Here is a 14,683-nt window from a genome sequence, read left to right on the forward strand (position 1 = left end):
TGATGGTCCAGTTGGAGTCGGCAATGCGTAAAGACAAGAAACAGGTAATCGGTGACGAGATCAGCGACGACTACATCAAGTCGTTCCTTCAGTTCGAGCCGGCCGATGGCGTGACTTCGCCTTCGCTGCACAAGCTGGTCAAGGCCTACCGCGGCCTGCGCATCGACGATTTCGAGCGTTTTGTCGGCTTCTTCGTCAAGGCTGGGCTGGACCTGGATGGCAAGGACGAGCACGGCAAGACCTTTGTCGAGCAGATTGCCGACCAGCGCAATGCGCCGGAGTACATCGAGATCATCGCCAAGGCCCGTGGCTGATTTTTAACCTGTGACGGCCCATTCGCGGGCATGCCCGCGAAGAGGCCGGCACAGGTCAATGAGCAACCAGGCACAAAAAAACGCCCCGAGGGGCGTTTTTTCGTTACCGGCCGAATCAGGCGTAATGCTTGGCCGCCGGGCTGCTTTCCACCAGATCCAGCGCAACGTCGTTGTCGGCACTGATCTTGTGGTACAGGGCAGCATCGGTCGCCAGGGTCTTCTCGCGAGCCGGAAAGATTTCCTTGAGCTTGGCAGCCCAGGCACCTTTGGCCTGCTCGGGGAAGCAGCGCTCGATCAGTTCCAGCATGATCGACACGGTCACCGAAGCACCCGGCGATGCGCCGAGCAGTGCAGCCAGGCTGCCGTCCTGGGCCGAGACCAGCTCGGTACCGAACTGCAGCACGCCGCCTTTCTTCGGGTCTTTCTTGATGATCTGCACGCGCTGACCAGCCACTTCCAGGCGCCAGTCTTCGGCCTTGGCCTGCGGGTAGAAGCGACGCAGGGCTTCCAGGCGCTGCTCCATCGACTGCATCACTTCGCTGACCAGGTACTTGGTCAGGTCCATGTTGTCACGAGCCACGGCCAGCATCGGGCCGATGTTGCCCATGCGCACCGACAGCGGCAGGTCCATCAGCGAACCGTGCTTGAGGAACTTGGTGGTGAAGCCGGCATATGGGCCAAACAGCAGCGATTTCTTGCCATCGACCACGCGGGTATCCAGGTGCGGTACCGACATCGGTGGGGCGCCGACCGCAGCCTGGCTGTAGACCTTGGCCTGGTGCTGCTTGACGATTTCCGGGTTGTCGCAACGCAGCCACTGGCCGCTGACCGGGAAGCCGCCGAAGCCTTTGCTTTCCGGGATGCCCGACAGCTGCAGCAGCGGCAGGGCCGCGCCACCGGCGCCGAGGAAGACGAAGCGGGCGTCCACTTCACGGCTGCCGCCGCTGTTGACGTCCTTGATGCTCACGGTCCAGCCCTTGCCGTTACGGCGCAGGCCGACGACCTTCTTGCTGTACTTGACCTGAGCGTCCTGCGAGTCGCCCAGCAGCTTCAGCAGCTTGTTGGTCAGGGCGCCGAAGTTGACGTCGGTACCCTTGAGCACGCGGGTGGCGGCGATGTGCTGGTCGGCTGGGCGGCCTGGCATCATCAGCGGCATCCAGTCATTCATCACGGCCTTGTCTTCGGTGTATTCCATGTCCGCGAAGGCATGGTGCTGCTTGAGCAGCTCATAGCGCTTCTTGAGGAAGGAAACACCCTTGTCACCCTCGACGTAGCTCAGGTGCGGGACAGGGTTGATGAAGGCACGTGCCGAGCCGAAGTTGCCCTTTTTGCTCAGGTAGGCCCAGAACTGGCGCGAAACCTCGAACTGGGTGTTGATGTGCACGGCCTTCTTGATGTCGATGCTGCCATCGGCGGCCTGGGGCGTATAGTTAAGCTCGCACAGGCCGGCGTGGCCGGTGCCTGCGTTGTTCCAGGGGTTGGAGCTTTCCGCGGCTCCGGAGTCCATCGCCTCCACGACCTCAAGCTTCAGGGTCGGGTCGAGCTCCTTGAGCAGTACGGCCAGGGTGGCACTCATGATGCCCGCGCCTACCAGTACCACATCAACCGATTCGTTCTGCGCCATTTAACGCGTCTCCACAATCTACAGCTACCTAATTGACAGCATAGGACCTGGGTTCGCCAGGGTCGCCATGTCCGACTTTTCGCAGTTCTTGCAACTTCCGCGGACACCGCCAATCAGTCTTCGGGTTCGCGTATTGAACGCGGTTTGCCACGGGTGCGGCAATTCGACTTATGGTCAAGGTGTCGTGCGTGCGTTATGGAACGGCTCAGACACTCATACGGGATGAGCGCATTTGCCGCCTGTTCAGGGCTGTTCGGGACACATCTGCCGCTTTTGCACATGCCAGACTGTTCATTTGCTCGCCACACTCTTGTGAAGTTGTGAAAACCGTTTTTTCACGCTCTTTTGGAGACGTGAACCTCAAAAGGGGACTGCGCGATGGCAACCCGCAGGTTCATGCAGTGTGAAGGGCCGGAAAAGCAGGCACGACAGCCGATGCAAGACCTGAGTGGAAGGCTCTCTGTGGGCGAAGCGTTGAAGTTGCCGGGGTCAATCGGCGAGTGCGGGGCCCGATCAGGAGACGTCCTTATAATCGGGGGGAGATTATAGCGATGTCGCGGGCAGAAATGTCGCCATTCGTGGTTTTTATTGCAGCGTTTGTCAGGCCGCGAGGATGCGCTGGTGCCAGCGGCGGCTTGCGCGGGCGCAAACCCGGGCACTGGCGGGCAGTTCGCGGCCCAGCCAGGCGAGCTGGATTTCGCCGATCTGGACCCAGCCGCTGCCGCTGGGCGCCTGGCTGCATTGCTTGAAGGCCAGGCATTTGCCGTTCGCGTCGAGGCGGGCATAGGTGTTGTGGCGCGGGCGTTGGAAGAGCAGGGTCCAGAGCGAGGCCATGGCAGCGAGTCCTGTGCGTTAGGGCTTGGCGCAAGGATAAGGGCGCGGCGATGAAACGATTGTGACAAGCGGGCCAGGCCGATGACTGGTCGATGCGTGGCTAGGTATACTGTGGGCCTTCGCCGCTTTTTCTGGAGTAACGCGCATGTTGCAACGTCTGTTGTTCGGTTTGATCGCCGTGGCCAGCCTCAGCCTGGTCGGTTGTGCCCACAGCCCGCAACAACTCAATCCGCAACCCACGCTCAAGGCCCAGCTCGCCCCGGTCGGCCATGGCCAGCCGGTAGTGGTCCGTGTGGTTGACGGCCGGGCCTCGCAGTCCCTGGGCACTCGCGGTGGCATGTACCCCGAGACCAGCACCATCAGCGTCAGCGGTAACGACATCGTGCCCAAGCTGCAGGCCCAGGCTGAAGCCGCCGTGCGCCTGCTCGGCTTCACCCCGACGCCGAACGCCTACAACGCGCCGCAGCTGACCGTGACCCTGGCGGAGCTGAAGTACCAGTCGCCGAAAGACAACCTGTACGTGACCGAGGCTACCATCGGCGCCACCTTCCGTGCCGACGTGTCCAATGGCGGCCGCCGCTACAGTGGCCGTTACGGCGCTTCGCTGGACCAGCGTTTCGGCATGGCGCCGAACCAGGAAACCAACACCCAGCTGGTGGGCGATGTGCTGAGCGATGCCCTGACCCGCATGTTCAAGGACCCGACCATCGGTCAGGTGCTGGGGCAGTAAGGCTTCAGCTGTAAAACAAAACCCGCTGCCTGTGTTCCAGGCAGCGGGTTTTTTGTTGTCTGTGCCCGCGAAGAGGCCGGCAAAGCTTCATGCCATGCCAGATGAAATTTGATGACACTTTGTCGCCTGGGCCGGGCGTCTGGGCATGACTTGGGTAGAATGCCGGCCTTTGCCGTCGCTCATACCGAGGTTGCGTGATGTCCTTGCAAGTGCTCTGGGGGTTCCTGGCCGCCCACCCGACCAAGCTGATCAATCTGCTGGCGTTGCTGCTGACCTGCCCGGGCGGGTTGCTGCTGCACAGTGCGCGGCGGCGCGAGGCCGAGACCCGCGAGTACATGGCGGTGGACGAGGGGGTGGTGGACGCGTTCGACCTGCGGGTACCGCGCTACTTCTACATTCTCGGTTTTTCGTGCCTGGCGATGGCGCTGCTGTTGTCCTGGTTCAGTACCTGGATTTGAGATTCCGGGGCCGCTTTGCGGCCCATCGCGACACAAGGCCGCTCCTACAGGTATGCGCGATCTCTTGTAGGAGCGGCCTTGTGTCGCGATGGGCTGCAAAGCAGCCCTAGGATCGATCAGGCAACCGGTGCCTGCTGCCTGACCTGGTACTGGTTGCGCACCGGCGTCGCATACTGCAACACCAGGTACGGCCGCTGCTCCTCGGGGCAGGCATCCAGGCGGCGTTGCCATTCTTCCTTGGCCCGGGCCAGTTCATCAGCCGGGAATACCTTCTCGGCGCTCGGCACCTGCAGCGCCTCATCCTTGCCATCCCACATCGCATAGGCCAGGTAGTGCACCGGGAACAGCCGGTAGCCACCGAGGATCTGCCGGTCGATTTCCACCGCCAGTTGCTTGGTGTCCTCGTGGTACTCGGTCACCGGCGGGGCGAAGTTGATGTGCACCCGGCCCTTGTAGCCGGTAATGCCCTTGGCGATGCTGTTGTCGTCCTCGCCCGGCGCCTTCTTGTAGGTGCCGGTGGTGGCGCGGATGTACAGCTCGCGGGCCTTGGCCTGGTCGCACGGGTCATATTCGTAGCTGATCGAAACCGGTGTCAGGTTAAGGCTCTGGATCACCGCGCCGAACGGCTCGTCCTTGCGGCTCATGTGGAACATCTTGAGGATCGCTGAATCGGTGCGGTCGTCACCGTCCTTGGCCCGGCCTTCGGCCTGGGCGATCCAGATCGACGTGGCGTCGTTGCGGATCGAATGGTTGATGTAGGCCGAGAGCAGCTGGTAGGCCGCCAGCTTTTCGCGGCGCCCACTGATCGAGCGGTGCACGATGAAGCTCTTGTTCAGGCGCATCATGTCGCTGACAAACGGCTTTTGCAGCAGGTTGTCGCCAATGGCGATGCGCGGCGTGGGCAGGCCGGCGTGGTACACCGCGTAGTTGACGAAGGCCGGGTCCATGACGATGTCACGGTGGTTGGCCAGGAACAGGTAGGCGGTGCCGGCCTTGAGCTGCTCCACGCCCGAATAGGTGACGCCGTCGGTGGCGCGGTCGATGGTCTGGTCGACGTAGTACTCGACTTTGTCCTGCAAGGTCGAGACACAGGTGACACCGGCGAATTCCTTGCGCAGGCGGCGGGCGATCAGCGGTTTGAGCAACCAGCCGAGAGCACCGGCCGCACGCGGGAAGCGGAAGTGGGTGAGGATATCGAGGAATGCCGGGTCGCTGAGCAGGCGTGCCAGAACGGCAGGGACCTCAGCGTCGTCGTACGGTCGGATGGCATCGAATTCGCCCATCATGCTCTCTTGTTGGAAACGGCTAGGGTAATAAGGTAGGGACGGGCTCCGAAAAACGGCTCGGACACACACAGGCCCTGTAAACAGACCGGTAATTATACGCATAAGTCACCCCGGAGGCCGCGATGCTGGAAACTGCTATCTACGATTGCCCTTATTGTGGCGAAGAAGTCGAAACCACGGTGGACCTGTCCGGTGGCGATCAGGAGTACATCGAGGACTGCCAGGTATGCTGCAAGCCTATCCGCTTCGTGCTGCAAGTTCATGGCGAGGAGTGGATGCTGGATGTATTCGGTGAGAATGACTGATGCAGCGCATCTACGAACCGGAAAGCCTGCTCGAGGCGGAAATGCTGGCGGGCATGCTCGCCAGCGAGGGGATCGAGGCGCACCTGGTTGGCCGTGACCTGGTCGGTGCCGCCGGTGAGCTGCCGATGCAGGGTTTGCTGGGGCTTGCCGTGGCTGATGAGCAGGCCGAGTACGCACGGCAGCTGATCGATGCGTACAATGACGCCCAGCCACTGGTTGGTGACGAACCGGAGAGTTTCCCCGGTACCTTGATCTGCTAGGTTCTGAATTCGCCCATGTGTGGACGTTACGCCCTGTTTCGCTGGCCCCAGGCTCTTGCCAGTCTGCCGGGCTTTCCCGTTGGCCAGCCCGCCCAATGGAACATCTCGCCCGGGGCTTCGGTGCTGATCCAGCGCCAGCTCGAGGGCCAGCTGAAACTGGCCAAGGCGCGCTGGGGGCTGACCCCGGCGTGGCTCACCGACCTGTCCCGTACCCCCGCCCATGCCCGCGCCGAAACCCTGGCCGAGCAGCCGATGTTTCGCGACGCGTTTCGCCAGCGCCGCTGCCTGATGCCGGCCAACGGCTTTTACGAATGGCGCGGTAGCGTGCGCAAGCGCCCGTACTGGCTGACCCCGGGGGAGGGCGCATCGCTGTACTTCGCCGCCGTGTGGGAGGCCTACCCGGTGCAGGACCAGGTTTGGCTGAGTTGTGCGGTGGTGACCCAGGCGGCGATGAACCAGCGTCGGCCGCTGATACTGGACGAGGCGGGGCAGGCGGCCTGGCTTGACCCGGACACGCCGCTGGCCCGCCTGCATGAATTGCTGGCCAGCCCGCCGGCGACGTTGCGCGAGCGGGCCCTGGCGCATTTCGTCAATGACCCGAAGCTGGATGCACCGGAGTGCCTGACCCCGGCTTGAGGGGTTACCCGCACCGGCCCCTTCGCGGGCATGCCCGCTCCCACAGGTATTACACGGCCTTCAGGTTTACTGTATTCACTGTGGGAGCGGGCGTGCCCGCGAAGAGGCCGGTGCAGGCAAATAAATTCTTCCGTGCGGCTATGGCGGCCCACCGGCGAGTCAGCCTACGATACGGCGCATGTAAAAAGGGAGTGTTTTCATGCGTAAGTCTTTTGTCGTCAGCCTGTTGAGTGCTGGCATCCTGCTAGCCGGCTGCCAGGCGGTGAATACCACCAGCGGCGGTGCTGTCGGCGTCGAGCGCCAGCAGTACATGTTCAGCATGCTCTCGACCGATGAGGTCAACCAGATGTACGCCCAGTCGTACCAGCAGACCCTGGGTGAAGCATCGAACAAAGGCGTGCTCGACAAGTCCAGCGCTGTTGCCAAGCGTGTGCAGGTAATTGCCAACCGCCTGATCGCCCAGACCCCCAAGTTCCGCCCGGATGCTGCGCAATGGAACTGGGAAGTGAATGTGATCAAGAGCGACGAGCTCAACGCCAACTGCGGCCCTGGCGGCAAGATCATCGTCTACACCGGCCTGATCGATCAGCTCAAGCTCACCGATGCGGAAATTGCTGCGGTGGTGGGCCACGAGATCGCCCACGCCCTGCGCGAGCACAGCCGCGAGGCGATGTCCAAGGCGTATGGCGTGGAAATGGCGCGCCAGGGCGCCGGTGCCCTCTTTGGCCTCGGCCAGGGTAGCATGGCCATGGCCGATACCGTGGTGAACTATGCCATGACCCTGCCCAACAGCCGGGCCAACGAGAACGAAGCCGACCTGATCGGCCTGGAACTCTCGGCGCGTGCCGGTTATGACCCGAATGCCGCGATCACCCTGTGGAACAAGATGAGCCAGGCTTCCGAAGGCGCACCGCCTGAGTTCATGAGCACTCACCCGGCGTCCCAGAGCCGCATTGCTTCGTTGCAGGCGGCCATTCCGAAGGTGATGCCGCTGTACCAGGCGGCCAAGAAGTAAGCCCCGACTTCCAGATGCTTATCCCTTGTAGGAGCAGCCTTGTGCTGCGAAGAGGCCGGTAAGAGCACCACATTTCCTGGTGCCTGTATCGGCCTCTTCGCAGCGCAAGGCTGCTCCTACAGGTTCGGCGTCAGCCTGTCGCCTTTCGAGTCAACCCACCCAGCCACTGGCTTTCATCGCCGAATACACCGCCACGATCGCCAGCACGAAGAACGCCGTGGCCGCCAGGCGACGGATCAGCGTCAGCGGCAGTTTGTCCGCCGCGAAGTTACCCGCCAAAACCACCGGCACGTTGGCAATCAGCATGCCCAGGGTGGTACCGATAATGACCATGATCAGGTACGGATACTGTGCTGCCAGCATCACCGTGGCGACCTGGGTCTTGTCACCGATTTCAGCCAGGAAGAACGCGATCAGCGTGGTCAGGAACGGCCCGAAGCGGCGCGCCGGGTTCTCGTCGTCATCCATCTTGTCCGGAACCAGGGTCCACAGCGCAGTGGCGGTGAAGCTCGCAGCCAGGATCCAGTGCAGTGCCGAGTCGCTGAAGAAGCTGCCGACCCACGCGCCCACGGCACCGGCCGCGGCATGGTTGGCCAGGGTGGCGGCGATGATGCCGGCGATGATCGGCCAGGGCTTGCGGAAGCGGGCAGCGAGTATGAGCGCGAGCAGTTGCGTCTTGTCGCCAATTTCGGCGAGGGCAACGATGGCGGTGGGGACCAACAGAGATTCCAGCATCAGGATTCCTACGGGGGCGGGTCGACACGGCTATGACACGTACAGCCTCCCCGCCCCGGGTAAGGTGTGCGTGTCATAGGTCTTGTCAAACCCTGGATCCGTCTATGCGGATCTCGCCATGCAGGCTGGCATGGTGGGTCGCACGCGCCATGGTCTGTGGACCAAGTATGTTGACGCGTACCGGGCGAGCTGGGCGCTCGCGGGAGACTACTCCCCTAGGACGGTGCGGATTCTGCCTAGGCAAAACGCTTTCGGCAAGCGCTGTTTTTATCCGTGTGTGGCCTGGTAGATGCGGAAACCGTCCGCCTCGTCGCGTACCTGACAGTTGCCCAGCGCCCCTTCGATCAGTGGCTGGTAGCGCAGGAAGCTGTTGGCAACCAGGCGCATTTCGCCACCTTTTCGCAGATGAACGGCCGATTTTTTCAGCAAGTTTTCTGATGCCTGATAGTTGGTGTGCACCCCGGTGTGGAACGGCGGGTTGCTCAGGATCAGGCTCAGCTCGGTCGGCGCCGCGTCGATGCCGTCGCCGCTGATCACTTCGCCTTCCAGACCATTGGCGGCAAAGGTCAGGCGGCTGGCGGCCACGGCGAAGGCATCCACGTCCAGCAGGGTCACCCGGTTTTGTGGATAACGGCGTTTGACCGTGGCGCCCAGCACCCCGGCACCGCAGCCGAAGTCCAGCACATGCCCGCTCGGCAGGCCGTCGAGGTGCTTGAGCAGCAGGGCGGTACCGCGATCGAGACGGCCATGGCTGAACACACCGGGCAGGCTGACCACTTGCAGTGGGCCGTCTTCCAGGCTGAGCTCGAAGCGTTCGGCCAGGCTTTCCAGGGGCTTGGCTTCTGGCGCGTGCTCGATGGTCACCTGCCACAGCTGGCAATGGCGGGCGCTGTCGAGCTTGCGCGGCTTGCCAAAGGCCTGCAGCTGCTTGGCCGCGCCCTCGATGCCACCACGTTTCTCGCCAACCAGGTACAGCTCGCGGCCAGCCAGGCGCGAGGCCAGGGCGTTGAGCAGGTAGGCGGCCAGTTCACGGGACTTGGGCAGGAACAGCACGGCGCTGTCGAAAGCCACTTCAGGGGGCTCGACCCCATAGTGGCTGCGCCCGGCGAAGCGGCTTTCGAGCATGGCCTGGTCGCCCGCATGCCAGGTCCAGGCCCGGGCCTGGGGCAACTGGCCGAGCAGGCCGTCGGCGGGGGCGCCGGCGAGCAGCAGCGGGCCCTGGAACAGCTCTGCCTGGCGGAGCAACACTTCACTGCGCGGGTCCATGGACGACGCCTCCTGGAAAAAAGTGGCGCAGTGTAGCAGAGGCGGGCGTCGGGCTCAGCTGACCACGCGGCGTGGCTGCCCGGCGAAGAAGGCCTGGGCGTTCTCGCTGAGCTGGCCGACGATGCGCTGGCGGGATTCCACCGCGCCCCAGGCGCTGTGCGGGGTGATGATCAGGCGCGGGATGCCGGGTACGAGCAGCGGGTTGCCATTGACCGGCGGCTCCACGCTCAGCACGTCGGTGGCGGCACCGCCCAGGTGGCCACTGCGCAGGGCGTCGGCCAGCGCTTGCTCGTCAATCAGGCCGCCGCGGGCGGTGTTGACCACCAGCGCGTTGGGCTTGAGCAGGGCCAGTTCGCGGGCCCCGAGCATGTGTCGGGTGTGCTCGTTCAGCGGGCAGTGCAGGGTCAGGGCGTCGACTTGCGGCAGCAACTCGTCCAGTGGCAAACGGTCGGCGCGTTCCGGGCGACCGGGGATCTGCCCGCTGAGTACGCGCATGCCGAAGGCTTCGGCCAGCCTCGCCACCGCGCCGCCCAGTTCACCGTGGCCGAGCAGGCCAAGGGTCTTGCCCTCCAGCTCGACGATGGGGAAGTCCAGCAGGCAGAACTGGCTGGCCTTGGCCCATTGGCCGTCGGCTACCGCCTGGTTGTAGTCGCACAGGCGGGTGGCCAGGGCCAGCAGCAGGGCGAGGGTGTGCTGGGCGACGGACGGTGTGCCGTAGCCCTGGCAGTTGCACACGGTGATGCCCTGAGCGCGCGCGGCTGCCAGGTCGACATTGTTGGTGCCGGTGGCGGCCACCAGGATAAGCTTCAGTTGCGGGTTGGCGGCCAGGGTCGCGGCGTCGAGCATGACCTTGTTGCTGACTACCGCCACCGCGCCCTGCAGGCGTTCGGCGACCTGCTCCGGGCGGGTGGCGGCGAACAGTTCGAACTCGTCGAACTGCTGCTTCAGGGGCGAGAGGTCGAGATCGCCCAGGTCCAGGGACTGGTGATCGAGAAACACGGCGCGACGCGGGCTGGGCATGAAGTTCTCCGAGGCTGGGCGGGATTTCGGTGTCGCGGCCATTCGCGGGTACTGCACCATTGCAAAGGCTGGTGCAATACCTGTGGGAGCGGGTTTACCCGCGAATAGGCCATCAGCTTCACCACATAACCTGAAGCTGCCGCCGCAGTGTCTAGTTCAACCTTGCCGCCCGTCAACGCCCGCCACTCATACCTTCATCATGCAAATCATTCCTTCGGCTGATTTAGCCGTCACATTGGCGAACTACAGTGGTTCCCAGACTTGTCCGGCCCGCTTTTCAGAAAAGGGATACCCATGTTGCAGACCCGCATCATCAAGCCCGCCGAGGGCGCCTACGCCTACCCCCTGCTGATCAAGCGCCTGCTGATGTCTGGCAGCCGCTATGAAAAGACCCGCGAAATCGTCTACCGCGACCAGTTGCGGCTGACCTACCCACAACTCAACGAGCGCATCGCGCGCCTGGCCAACGTGCTGACCGAAGCCGGGGTAAAGGCCGGTGACACCGTGGCGGTGATGGACTGGGACAGCCACCGCTACCTGGAATGCATGTTCGCCATCCCGATGATCGGCGCGGTGGTGCACACCATCAATGTGCGCCTGTCGCCCGAGCAGATTCTCTACACCATGAACCACGCCGAAGACCGCGTGGTGCTGGTCAACAGCGACTTCGTCGGCCTGTACCAGGGCATCGCGGGGCAACTGACCACTGTCGACAAGACCGTGCTGCTGACCGACGGCCCGGACAAGACAGCCGAGCTGCCCAACCTGGTGGGTGAGTACGAGCAACTGCTGGCCGCCGCCAGCCCGCGCTACGACTTCCCGGACTTCGACGAGAACTCGGTGGCCACCACCTTCTACACCACCGGCACCACCGGCAACCCCAAGGGGGTGTATTTCACCCACCGGCAACTGGTGCTGCATACCCTGGCCGAAGCTTCGGTGACCGGCAGCATTGACAGCGTGCGCCTGCTGGGCAGCAACGACGTGTACATGCCCATCACGCCGATGTTCCATGTGCACGCCTGGGGCATTCCCTACGCCGCCACCATGCTCGGGATGAAGCAGGTGTATCCGGGGCGGTACGAGCCGGACATGCTGGTCAAGCTGTGGCGCGAAGAGAAGGTCACCTTCTCCCATTGCGTGCCGACCATCCTGCAGATGCTGCTCAACTGCCCGACCTCCCAAGGTCAGGACTTCGGCGGCTGGAAGATCATCATCGGCGGCAGCGCACTCAACCGCTCGTTGTACCAGGCAGCCCTGGCACGCGGCATCCAGCTGACCGCCGCGTATGGCATGTCCGAGACCTGCCCGCTGATTTCCGCCGCCCACCTGAACGACGAACTGCAGGCCGGCAGCGAGGATGAGCGCGTCACCTACCGCATCAAGGCCGGCGTGCCGGTGCCGCTGGTCGAGGCGGCCATCGTCGACGGCGACGGCAACTTCCTGCCCGCCGATGGTGAAACCCAGGGCGAGCTGGTGCTGCGTGCGCCGTGGCTGACCATGGGCTACTTCAAGGAACCGGAGAAGAGCGAGGAGCTGTGGCAGGGTGGCTGGTTGCACACCGGCGATGTCGCCACGCTCGACGGCATGGGCTACATCGACATCCGCGACCGCATCAAGGATGTGATCAAGACCGGTGGCGAATGGATTTCCTCGCTCGACCTCGAAGACCTGATCAGCCGTCACCCGGCCGTGCGCGAAGTGGCGGTGGTAGGGGTGGCCGACCCGCAGTGGGGCGAACGCCCGTTTGCCCTGCTGGTGGTGCGCGAAGACCAGGTCATCGACGCCAAGGCACTGAAGGAACATCTCAAGCCGTTCGTCGAGCAAGGGCACATCAACAAGTGGGCGATTCCAAGCCAGATCGCCGTTGTTACCGAAATTCCCAAGACCAGTGTCGGCAAGCTCGACAAGAAACGCATCCGCCAGGACATCGTCCAGTGGCAGGCCAGCAACAGCGCGTTCCTCTCCACGCTGTAACCGCCATGCGGGTCGCGTACCGCAGCACGCGACCCGCATGCTAGAGGGGCGCAGCCTTGCCAAACGGCAGAAATACGCCATCCTTTAGCACTGCCAGCGCGCAGCCGGGGCAACATGGCAGCGAGTTGGCCGCACGGAGCGCAAATCACACTTTAGAGGGATCAAGCGCCTGTGCCTTGCTGGCTATAGTCGGGGCCAGGGGATTTTCAGGAATGGGGGAAGGCGACATGCGCAAGCCGTGTCGCCGCGGGCGCAAGCCTGCAAACCGGTCGCTCGGCCGTTCTTGAAAGGACTCACTGCCATAACAAAAAAAGTACATGGAGTAGCGTCGATGAAATCTGCAAACCTGTTCTGGCGCCGGGCCAAGTTGCCCCTGGCTGTCAGCCTTGCTTCCACGCTCGCAAGTCCTGCTTTCGCTGTCAGTTTCAACATTGGTGAAATCGAAGGCCAGTTCGACTCGTCGCTCTCCATCGGCGCCAGCTGGTCGACGGCCAACCCCAACAAGAACCTGATCGGGGTGAACAACGGCGGCAAGGGCCTGTCGCAGACATCCGACGATGGCCACCTGAACTTCAAGAAGGGCGAAACCTTCTCCAAGATCTTCAAGGGCATCCATGACCTGGAGCTCAAGTACGGCGACACCGGCGTGTTCGTCCGCGGCAAGTACTGGTACGACTTCGAACTGAAGGACGAAGGCCGCGAGTTCAAGGACATCAGCGACTCCAACCGCAAGGAAGGCGCCAAATCGTCCGGTGCCGAGCTGCTCGATGCGTTCGTCTACCACAACTACTCCATCGGCGATCAGCCGGGCTCGGTGCGCCTGGGCAAGCAGGTGGTGAGCTGGGGTGAAAGTACCTTCATCGGTGGCGGCATCAACTCGATCAACCCGATCGACGTGTCGGCATTCCGCCGCCCGGGGGCCGAGATCAAGGAAGGCCTGATCCCGGTCAACATGTTCTACGTTTCGCAGAGCCTGACCGACAACCTGTCGGCCGAGGCCTTCTACCAGATCGAATGGGACCAGACGGTCGTCGACAACTGCGGCACCTTCTTCTCCCAGCCGGACATCATTGCCGACGGCTGTACCGACAACCTGCGCGTGTTGTCTAGCGGCCGAACCCTGGGGCAACTACCACCTCCCGTGCAGGGGCTGCTCGCCGCCACTGGCGTCAACTACAACGATGAGGGTGTGCTGGTGCGCCGTGGCGCCGACCGTGATGCGCGGGATAGCGGACAGTTCGGCGTTGCGTTCCGCTATATGTTCGAGCCGCTGGACACCGAATTCGGCGCGTATTTCATGAACTACCACAGCCGAGCACCGATCTTCAGTGCCACAGGCGCTTCGCAGGCGGTGTTCGACGGGGTCGCCGCGCTGCCAGCGCGTTTGCGTCCTCTGATTGTCGCGGGTAACTCGCAGTACTTCGTCGAGTATCCAGAAGACATCCGCCTGTACGGCTTGAGCTTCTCCACCACGCTGCCTACCGGTACCGCCTGGAGCGGTGAACTCAGCTATCGCCCCAATGCGCCGGTGCAGCTGAACTCTACCGATATTCTGTTCGCTGGTGTCACACCACTGCCCGGGTTCAATGATGCGTCCGTGCTCAAGGGCACGGCGGGGCAGGACCTGCACGGCTACCGCCGCAAGGAAATCACACAGTTCCAGACGACCTTCACTCACTTCTTCGACCAGATCATGGGTGCCAGTCGCCTCACAGTGGTTGGTGAAGTCGGTGTTACCCACGTCGGTGGGTTGGAGAGTACCAGTAAGGCCCGGTACGGCCGCGACCCAGTCTTCGGCCCTGGCGAGCTGCCTAATGGCATGTGTACCGCGCTCAACCAGACCACCATTGACGGCTCTGGCCTCGGTAGCTCCACCGCCAACTTGTCGCGCAACTGCGAAAACGATGGTTTCACCACCACTACCTCGTGGGGTTACCGCGCTCGCGCAATCTGGGACTACAACGACGTCTTCGCCGGGGTCAACCTGAAACCCAGCGTGGCTTGGTCGCATGACGTTTCCGGCTATTCGCCTGGCCCTGGCGCCAACTTCGAGGAGGGCCGCAAGGCCGTCAGCCTGGGCCTGGACGCCGAGTACCAGAACACCTACACGGCGAGCCTGTCGTACACCAATTTCTTCGACGGCAAGTACACCACCGTGGATGACCGCGACTTCGTCGCCCTCAGCTTCGGCGTGAACTTCTAAGCATACAGATCCAGGACGAC

At 63.1% G+C, this 14,683-nt stretch carries 15 protein-coding genes and 1 riboswitch; of the genes, 9 read left to right on the top strand and 6 right to left on the bottom strand.

Features of this window, described 5'->3' with window-relative positions; all coding sequences use genetic code 11:
• The first annotated feature begins 23 nt into the window (after positions 1–23).
• Positions 24–314, top strand: a complete 291-nt coding sequence (locus ACGLHT_RS09135; protein ID WP_025337697.1) for a PA4642 family protein — start codon at positions 24–26, stop codon at positions 312–314.
• A gap of 115 nt (positions 315–429) precedes the next feature.
• Here ACGLHT_RS09135 and mqo read toward each other — a convergent pair whose 3' ends face one another.
• Together mqo and ACGLHT_RS09145 are read right to left on the bottom strand one after the other, a co-directional pair.
• A complete protein-coding gene (mqo, locus tag ACGLHT_RS09140; protein WP_025337698.1) occupies positions 430–1,938 on the bottom strand; it encodes a malate dehydrogenase (quinone) in 1,509 nt (502 codons plus the stop codon).
• A 600-nt stretch (positions 1,939–2,538) separates the two neighbouring features.
• The gene (locus tag ACGLHT_RS09145; protein WP_025337699.1) at positions 2,539–2,772 is read right to left on the bottom strand and encodes a hypothetical protein; all 234 of its coding nucleotides are present in this window, start codon (positions 2,770–2,772) and stop codon (positions 2,539–2,541) included.
• Between the two features lie 145 nt (positions 2,773–2,917).
• Between ACGLHT_RS09145 and ACGLHT_RS09150 the strand changes: the two genes are divergently transcribed.
• Positions 2,918–3,502: a YajG family lipoprotein gene (locus ACGLHT_RS09150; RefSeq protein WP_013970929.1), complete on the top strand. Its 585-nt coding sequence runs from the start codon at positions 2,918–2,920 to the stop codon at positions 3,500–3,502.
• Between the two features lie 197 nt (positions 3,503–3,699).
• Entirely contained in the window at positions 3,700–3,960 is a 261-nt protein-coding gene (locus ACGLHT_RS09155) for a hypothetical protein (protein WP_013970930.1), read from the top strand.
• A 116-nt stretch (positions 3,961–4,076) separates the two neighbouring features.
• Here the strand turns inward: ACGLHT_RS09155 and ACGLHT_RS09160 are convergent, their stop codons facing one another.
• Positions 4,077–5,243 (bottom strand): 1-acyl-sn-glycerol-3-phosphate acyltransferase, encoded by a 1,167-nt coding sequence (locus tag ACGLHT_RS09160; RefSeq protein WP_025337700.1) that lies wholly within the window; start codon positions 5,241–5,243, stop codon positions 4,077–4,079.
• Positions 5,244–5,368: 125 nt separating this feature from the next.
• Here ACGLHT_RS09160 and ACGLHT_RS09165 point away from each other — a divergent pair, with 125 nt between their 5' ends.
• From ACGLHT_RS09165 to ACGLHT_RS09180, 4 genes are all read left to right on the top strand, one after another.
• Positions 5,369–5,551 carry a CPXCG motif-containing cysteine-rich protein gene (locus ACGLHT_RS09165; RefSeq protein ID WP_012270508.1) on the top strand — a complete coding sequence of 61 codons (183 nt, stop codon included), beginning with the start codon at positions 5,369–5,371 and terminating at the stop codon, positions 5,549–5,551.
• Positions 5,551–5,811: a putative signal transducing protein gene (locus tag ACGLHT_RS09170; protein ID WP_025337701.1), complete on the top strand. Its 261-nt coding sequence runs from the start codon at positions 5,551–5,553 to the stop codon at positions 5,809–5,811. Before ACGLHT_RS09165 ends, ACGLHT_RS09170 begins: the two co-directional genes overlap by 1 nt.
• Positions 5,812–5,826: 15 nt before the next feature.
• Positions 5,827–6,447: an SOS response-associated peptidase gene (locus tag ACGLHT_RS09175; RefSeq protein WP_274119747.1), complete on the top strand. Its 621-nt coding sequence runs from the start codon at positions 5,827–5,829 to the stop codon at positions 6,445–6,447.
• A 199-nt stretch (positions 6,448–6,646) separates the two neighbouring features.
• The gene (locus tag ACGLHT_RS09180; RefSeq protein ID WP_025337703.1) at positions 6,647–7,462 is read left to right on the top strand and encodes a M48 family metallopeptidase; all 816 of its coding nucleotides are present in this window, start codon (positions 6,647–6,649) and stop codon (positions 7,460–7,462) included.
• A 150-nt stretch (positions 7,463–7,612) separates the two neighbouring features.
• Here ACGLHT_RS09180 and ACGLHT_RS09185 read toward each other — a convergent pair whose 3' ends face one another.
• From ACGLHT_RS09185 to ACGLHT_RS09195, 3 genes are all read right to left on the bottom strand, one after another.
• On the bottom strand, positions 7,613–8,197 hold the full coding sequence (locus ACGLHT_RS09185) for a TMEM165/GDT1 family protein (RefSeq protein WP_013970934.1): 585 nt from the start codon (positions 8,195–8,197) through the stop codon (positions 7,613–7,615).
• 88 nt (positions 8,198–8,285) lie between these two features.
• Positions 8,286–8,425: riboswitch (yybP-ykoY riboswitch) on the bottom strand.
• Positions 8,426–8,464: 39 nt separating this feature from the next.
• Positions 8,465–9,463: a class I SAM-dependent methyltransferase gene (locus ACGLHT_RS09190; RefSeq protein ID WP_274119746.1), complete on the bottom strand. Its 999-nt coding sequence runs from the start codon at positions 9,461–9,463 to the stop codon at positions 8,465–8,467.
• A 54-nt stretch (positions 9,464–9,517) separates the two neighbouring features.
• The gene (locus tag ACGLHT_RS09195; protein ID WP_025337705.1) at positions 9,518–10,483 is read right to left on the bottom strand and encodes a 2-hydroxyacid dehydrogenase; all 966 of its coding nucleotides are present in this window, start codon (positions 10,481–10,483) and stop codon (positions 9,518–9,520) included.
• A gap of 294 nt (positions 10,484–10,777) precedes the next feature.
• On the opposite strand from ACGLHT_RS09195, the gene ACGLHT_RS09200 reads away from it, so the two are divergent.
• Positions 10,778–12,460, top strand: a complete 1,683-nt coding sequence (locus ACGLHT_RS09200; protein WP_137162995.1) for a fatty acid--CoA ligase — start codon at positions 10,778–10,780, stop codon at positions 12,458–12,460.
• Between the two features lie 331 nt (positions 12,461–12,791).
• Positions 12,792–14,663, top strand: a complete 1,872-nt coding sequence (locus ACGLHT_RS09205; RefSeq protein ID WP_075043773.1) for a DUF1302 domain-containing protein — start codon at positions 12,792–12,794, stop codon at positions 14,661–14,663.
• Positions 14,664–14,683: the final 20 nt, after the last annotated feature.

The organism is Pseudomonas sp. PsB (assembly GCF_043658375.1).
GTDB classification, from domain to species: domain Bacteria; phylum Pseudomonadota; class Gammaproteobacteria; order Pseudomonadales; family Pseudomonadaceae; genus Aquipseudomonas; species Aquipseudomonas putida_Z.